Here is a 5,421-nt window from a genome sequence, read left to right on the forward strand (position 1 = left end):
CCGGGAGCGGCAACCCCCAACAACAGGACGAAGGCGATCGCGCCGCACCGCATCACATGCTCGGGAAGAACACGAAGGGGTAGGTCACGGTCACCGGCCGGTCGGCCACGGCCGGGAGGGTCCATTTCCGGATCCGGGCCAGGAGCGCCCGTTCCAGGTCCGGGTCGCCCAGGGTGGACTCCACCACCTCCACCTCCTGGATCTTTCCGTCGGGGCCCACGGTCATCCGCACGGTGAATTTGCCCTCGAGATCCGGGTTCTTCCGCAGGGCCCGGTTGTAGAGGTACCGAAGGCCCCCGAGATACGCCCCCACGGCCCGGTGCAGTTCGGCCAGGATCTCCCGCAGGGTCACCTCGTCCCACCCCTCCTCCTGGGGCGCCTCCACCTGCTCCTCCTCGGGAGCCTCGAGTTCGGCGGGTTCAGGAGCGGCCGCCACCCGCTGGGCCGCCTCGTCGATGCCAGTGTCCACGGCCGGGCCCGTCCCGCCCCCGCCGCCGCCCCCGCCGGCGGGCGGGGCCGCCTCGAGCCCCTCGACCTTTTCGAGCACCTTATCGAGGTCCGCCGCGGCCCCGGCGCCCTCCAGCACGGAACCCTTCCGCCGGGACACCGACGCCCGCCCCCTCCCGCTCAAAAGCCCCAGGAGGCCCTGCTTGGCCACCTTGCGCCGGATCTCCTCGCGGCTGGGGCCCTTCGACGGCCCGGCGGGGCCGGGGGGTCCCGGCGGGGCCTCGGGTTTCGGCGCCTCGGCCTGGGCTGGCTCCGCCGCCGGCGCCTTGGGTTCGGGTGCCGGAGTCTCGGCCTCGGGCTTCGGCTCCGGCTTGGCCTCGGGCTCGGGGGGCTTTTCCTCGGGCTTCGGTTCGGGCTCAGGGGCCTTTTCCGGCTCGGGGGCCGGGGCCTCGGCCTTGGCCTCCTCGGCGCGCTTCTGGGCCAGCAGTTCCTGCTGGATCCGGGTGCGCTCCTGGGGGGCCTCGTAGATGAGCTTGGCGAACCGCTGGCTCACCGCCTCGGGCTTGGGGGCCGGGGGGACCTCCACCGACCCCAACCGCAGGCACAGGAGCGCAAGCCCCCCGTAGAGGAGCCAGGTGAAAACCGCAAACGGCCACTCCTCCCGGCTCAGGACCCCCCGGCGGAACCGGCGGGGCACCTTGGCCAGCCGCGCCGCCGGCGACAACTCCGGGGGCGGCCCGTACCCGAACTCCACCCGGAGGTCCCGGTATGTGAAGCTCCCCTCCATGGCCGGGGTGATCCGGACCCACCGACGCTTGCGGCCCCCCTCCAGGAGGCCCAGGTCCCCCAGGTCCTCCAGGGCCACCAGGGACCGGCCGGCCCGGATCTCCCCCTCCATCCCGGGCCGGACCACGAGCCGGCCGCCGGGCAAAAAGAGGTCCTCCCGTTCCTCCACCCCCGGCACCGGATAGGCGAACTCGATGCCCACGCTGGGGCCCCAGCGCACCCGGCCGTCGGGGGAGGCCACCTCCCCCACCCGGCGGGCGCCCCGGTAGAACCGGACCCACAGGACCCGGCGCTCCCCGGACCCCAGCGGCTTGGGCTTCGCAAGCCCCATCTACTCCTCCTGGAACACGGCCAGGGACTGGTTCACGTACCCCGCCTGGCCTGCGGTGTAGATGATCTTCTTGAGGAGCCGGAACGGGATCTCCCGGTCCCCTTGGAGCACGATCTCCCCGGTGAACACGACCGAGGGGTTCTTCTCGGCGATCTCCCGGACCCGGGCGGCCCGCTCCTCCAGGGCCCGCCGCAAGGGCTCGATCGTCATCTCGTCCGAGGCCACGAGGGGCCCCACGTCGTCCACCAGCAACTCCCCGTCTAGATAAAGGGCCTCATTGTTGAACGCCACGGCCACGGCCGGGTGGACCTCGAGGCTCGCCGTGGAGGTGGGCAACCGGATCGCCTCGGCGATCTGCACCAGGTGCCCCTCGGTGGAATAACTCTTGAGGAGGAACACCAGGAGGATCGTGAACACGTCGATCATCGACGTGATCTGGAGCGACATCTCCCGGGGCTTTCGCCGGAAGTGCTTCTTTCGCTTGGTGGGCGAGAACGGCACGGCTCACTCCTCCGCCGGCGCCTGGACCCGGTCGGCCAGGGACACGTCGGGGAAATGGGGCCGGGCGCGGTCCATGGCGTGGACGATGTCGTCGTACACCACGGCGTCCTCCACCAGGAGCACCAGGGACTCCTGCTTCGGGAATTTCGCCTTGGCCTCGGCGAGGGCCCGGCCCAGGCCCTCGAAATCGAACCGCCCCTCGGCGGTCAGGGGCACCCGGGCCAGGGTCTCGTCCCCCGAGGCCAGCACGAACCCCTCGTCCGTCATGGCCACGGTCACCGACTTGGCGAGTTCCTCGGGGGTGGGCTCGTCCAGGTAGCGCACCTCGTCGGCGCTCGGCAGGTTCATGGAGATCGAGGTGATCTTCTGGAACACCGCGGTCTGGAGGAGCATGGGCACCAGCACCACGAGGAGGCTCATCACGGGGATGAGCTTGAGTTCCACGTCGGCGTGGACGCGGTGCCTTCGCTTGCTCGGGCGTTTCGCGGGCACGGGCTAGCCCCCCCAGGGCCGCACGGCGTTGATCAGGTTGATGAGCTTCACCGAGTACTCGTCGATCTCATCGACGATCTTCGCGGCTTTCGACTGGAGGAACGCGTAGAACACCATGCAGGGGATCGCCACGATGAGCCCGTAGGCCGTGGTGTTCATGGCCATCGAGATGCCCCGGGCCAGCAGGGCCGCCTTCTGGGACGGGTCGGCCCCGGCCACCGCCTGGAACGCCTGCATGAGCCCCAGGATCGTGCCCAGGAGCCCCATCAGGGTGGCCACGTTGGCGATCATGGAGAGGTAGTGGATGCGCTTTTCGATCTTGGGGATCACGGCCAGGGCCTCCTCGTCCACGGCGTTTTGCACCGTGCGCTCCGAGGCCCCGGGCTGAAGGGCCGCCTCGATGCCGGCCCGGAGGATCCGGGGCAGGGGCGCGTCGCCGCAGAGTTCCCGGGCGGCCTCCAGGTCCCCCGCCTCGATCAGCTTCCTGAGTTCGCCGAAGAACTTCCGGCCGTCCACGTTGAACCGCCCCAGCAGCCAGTACAGGCGCTCCAGGATCACCGCCACCCCGAACCCCAGGGCCCCGGTGATGGCGTACATGAACACCCCCCCCTCCTGAAACGCCCGTGCAATGCCTTCCCACATGGATGGAACTCCTCTGAACTTCCGTGAATCGTTTCAACTGCCGTAAATCGTGAATCGTTGACCGTGCGGACGCTAGGACGTGCGGACGGGCGGACGGACAACCGTGCGGACGTTGGGACGTGCGGACGTGCGGACGGAACGTCCCACCGTCCTAACGTCCTACCGTCCTACCGTCCCACCGTCCTACCGTCCTAACGTCCTAACGTCCTCGCGTCCCGCCGGCATCAACGGCTCCAAAATCTCGGGGCGGAAGTCCCGGTTGCGGGGGCCCAGATCGAGCGGGGTGGCCCGGCGGGGAATCACGTAGAACACCCCGGGCCGCTCCACCTCGCCCCGGATCTCCACCTCCTTCATCCGGATCTCGGCCGGCGGCTTGGGCGGCCCCTCGGCCCGCACCGGCCCCGCCAGGATCTGCGCCGCGGCCAGGGCGGCCAGGAGCGGGAGGAACTGCCTTGAACCGTGAATCGGGAATCGGGAATCGTGAATCGTTGACCGTGCGGACGCTGGGACGTGCGAACGTTCGGACGGGACAACTGCCGCGGGTCGTTCGTCGTTTGTCGTTTGTCGGGCCAACTGCCGCCCGTCCCGAGGAGGCGGAACCCAACGACCAACGACCAATAACCTCCGCGGGTTCCTCGACCTCCAGAAGTTCCACAACCTACGACCTACGACCTGCGACCAACGACCCGCGACCCGCGACCAACTACCTGCGGCCGCCCGAGTCCCTTTCGCCGCGCCGTCACCCATTCTGGCCCGATCGGCACCGCGCGTTCCCAAGCCCGTCATTTCTCCCCCGCCCTTCGCTCGGCGGCCTTGCGCCAGCGGGCCACCTCCTCGTCGCCCGGGGCGAGTCCCAGGTACCGGTCGTAGACCTGGATCGCGTCGGCGAGTCGCCCCAGGTACTTCTCGTAACAGATGCCCAGATTCTTAAGCGCCGGCAGGTACCCCGGCCGGGCCTCCAGGGCCCGGTGGTAGGCCTCGGCCGCCTCGGCGTAGCGGCCCTGGGACCGAAGGGCCAGGCCCAGGTTCGTCCAGGCCTCGGGCCGGCCCGGCGCCCCCTCGGCCGCCTCCCGCAGGAGTTCCTCGGCGGCCCCGGCCTCCCCCTGGGAGAGGAGGACCGAGGCCAGGTTCACCCGGGCCGCGTACCGGCCGGGGTCGCGGGCCAGCACGGCCTCGTAGGCCGCCCGGGCCTCGGCGCCGAGGCCCTGTTCCCGGGCGACGTCGCCGGCCAGGAGCCACGCCTCGGGGTCGTCGGGGCGCTCCGCCGTGGCCCGTTCGGCCTCGGCGGCCGCGGCGTCCAGGTCCCCCAGGGCCAAAAGCGCCCGGCCCAGGGCCACCCGCCACTCGGTGCGACCGGCGGCCACCGCGGCCGCGAGAAGGTCCCGGGCCCTCCCGGGCCTTCCGGCCCGCAGGGCGAGCCACCCGGCCCAGCCGGAGGCGGCCTCCCCCTGCCCCGCCAGGAGTTCCCCCACCTCGGCATCCCGGCCCAGATCGGCGGCCAGGCGGGCGGCGGCCTCCGCGGCCTCGGGGTCGCCGGGCACGCGGCCCAGGACCTCGGTCCACACCGCCAGGGCCCCGGGCCGATCCCCGGTGGCCGCCCGGGCCCGCGCCTCCAGGCGCCAGGCCTCGTCCAGGTCCGGGGCCATGGCCCGGGCCCTCCGGGCCGCCTCGGTAGCCTCGCCGTAGTCCCCCGCCTCGAAGGCCGTGCGGGCCCGGGCCAGGAGCCCCGGGGCCCCGAGCCGCGCCGTGCCCTCCCCCAGGGGCGCCGCCTCCTTCCCGGCCTCCGGCCCGGGCTTTTGTGCCGGCCGGGGCCCGGCGCAGGCGGCCAGGACAAGGGCGAGCACAAGCGCAACAAAGTAAAAGGGCTTCATGTGTCCTTTGGCTTCCCGTCCGTCGTGCCGGATCAACTTCACTCCCCCAACGGGTTCCGGGGCCCGGTGCCCTCGCTTCCAAGTAACTTCGGTCCACGGTCGCCGGTCTCGCGGTCGTCGGTCCCGTGGTCCAGACGGCCGCGGCGCACCGTGTGGCCGAGGCGGAAGTTATTGTTTTTGCAAACAGGCCGCGCCCCGCGGCTTGCCGGAGCTTCCAAGTAACTTCCTGCTGGGATGCTAGGAGGCTGGGACGCTAGGACGCCAAAATCCTTTGGGATTCTAGCATCGGCTGTTGTCCCAACCTGTGGGAGCGGCTTTCCAGCCGCGACCCTGTCCCTTCGGGCCTTCGGC

6 protein-coding genes are annotated in these 5,421 nt (G+C 71.3%); all 6 read right to left on the minus strand.

The features are described 5' to 3' along the window. Positions 1 to 52: 52 nt before the first annotated feature. The 6 genes from ACY0I8_RS15985 to ACY0I8_RS16010 all read right to left on the minus strand — a co-directional run bounded on the left by ACY0I8_RS15985 (position 53) and on the right by ACY0I8_RS16010 (position 5,070). The gene (locus ACY0I8_RS15985) at positions 53 to 1,564 is read right to left on the minus strand and encodes a TonB family protein (RefSeq protein ID WP_461395535.1); all 1,512 of its coding nucleotides are present in this window, start codon (positions 1,562 to 1,564) and stop codon (positions 53 to 55) included. Then, on the minus strand, positions 1,565 to 2,065 hold the full coding sequence (locus tag ACY0I8_RS15990) for an ExbD/TolR family protein (protein ID WP_459942716.1): 501 nt from the start codon (positions 2,063 to 2,065) through the stop codon (positions 1,565 to 1,567). It lies immediately after the preceding gene. A gap of 3 nt (positions 2,066 to 2,068) precedes the next feature. Continuing rightward, positions 2,069 to 2,557: an ExbD/TolR family protein gene (locus ACY0I8_RS15995; protein ID WP_459942717.1), complete on the minus strand. Its 489-nt coding sequence runs from the start codon at positions 2,555 to 2,557 to the stop codon at positions 2,069 to 2,071. Between the two features lie 3 nt (positions 2,558 to 2,560). Then, positions 2,561 to 3,199, minus strand: a complete 639-nt coding sequence (locus ACY0I8_RS16000) for a MotA/TolQ/ExbB proton channel family protein (RefSeq protein ID WP_459942718.1) — start codon at positions 3,197 to 3,199, stop codon at positions 2,561 to 2,563. A gap of 183 nt (positions 3,200 to 3,382) precedes the next feature. After that, positions 3,383 to 3,595 carry a hypothetical protein gene (locus tag ACY0I8_RS16005; protein WP_459942719.1) on the minus strand — a complete coding sequence of 71 codons (213 nt, stop codon included), beginning with the start codon at positions 3,593 to 3,595 and terminating at the stop codon, positions 3,383 to 3,385. Between the two features lie 386 nt (positions 3,596 to 3,981). Beyond that, positions 3,982 to 5,070 (minus strand): tetratricopeptide repeat protein, encoded by a 1,089-nt coding sequence (locus ACY0I8_RS16010; protein WP_461395536.1) that lies wholly within the window; start codon positions 5,068 to 5,070, stop codon positions 3,982 to 3,984. Between the last annotated feature and the right edge of the window lie 351 nt (positions 5,071 to 5,421).

It is taken from the genome of Deferrisoma sp., assembly GCF_054681715.1.

Bases quoted from the DNA above. Each gene is read 5' to 3' on its own strand.
- ACY0I8_RS16000 (WP_459942718.1), bottom strand. From the start codon at position 3,199: ATGTGGGAAGGCATTGCACGGGCGTTTCAGGAGGGGGGGGTGTTCATG.
- ACY0I8_RS16010 (WP_461395536.1), bottom strand. From the start codon at position 5,070: ATGAAGCCCTTTTACTTTGTTGCGCTTGTGCTCGCCCTTGTCCTGGCC.
- ACY0I8_RS15985 (WP_461395535.1), bottom strand. From the start codon at position 1,564: ATGGGGCTTGCGAAGCCCAAGCCGCTGGGGTCCGGGGAGCGCCGGGTC.